The organism is Bacillus sp. SIMBA_074, assembly GCF_046534555.1.
Taxonomy (GTDB): domain Bacteria; phylum Bacillota; class Bacilli; order Bacillales; family Bacillaceae_G; genus Bacillus_A; species Bacillus_A mycoides.
Genome location: NZ_JAWRYM010000643.1, coordinates 1 through 266 on the forward strand (window position 1 = coordinate 1; position 266 = coordinate 266).

1 pseudogene is annotated in these 266 nt (G+C 39.5%); it reads right to left on the minus strand.

Annotation, left to right across the window (positions count from 1 at the left end):
- Window positions 1–209: pseudogene (locus SB773_RS32330) on the minus strand (alpha-amylase family glycosyl hydrolase); the annotation flags it as partial.
- Window positions 210–266 lie beyond the last annotated feature (57 nt).

Here is a 266-nt window from a genome sequence, read left to right on the forward strand (position 1 = left end):
TTGAAAACCGAAGCTCCACCTTTTTCATATAAAAGCTCCAAATCCCCTTTTATCAATGCTGGGTACATGTCTCTGAGATCGGAAAGCTTTGTTATATATTCGACCAATTCCTGTTCTGTCTTAAAATTCATCAATTTATGATTATCCGGGGCACTATCGCCATTTAAGGCTATTTCCGATCCATAAAATACGATTGGCACTCCTGGCACCGTATAGAGATATGACAGAGCCATTTTCCATCTGGTACCTGGATTTTCGTTATGATC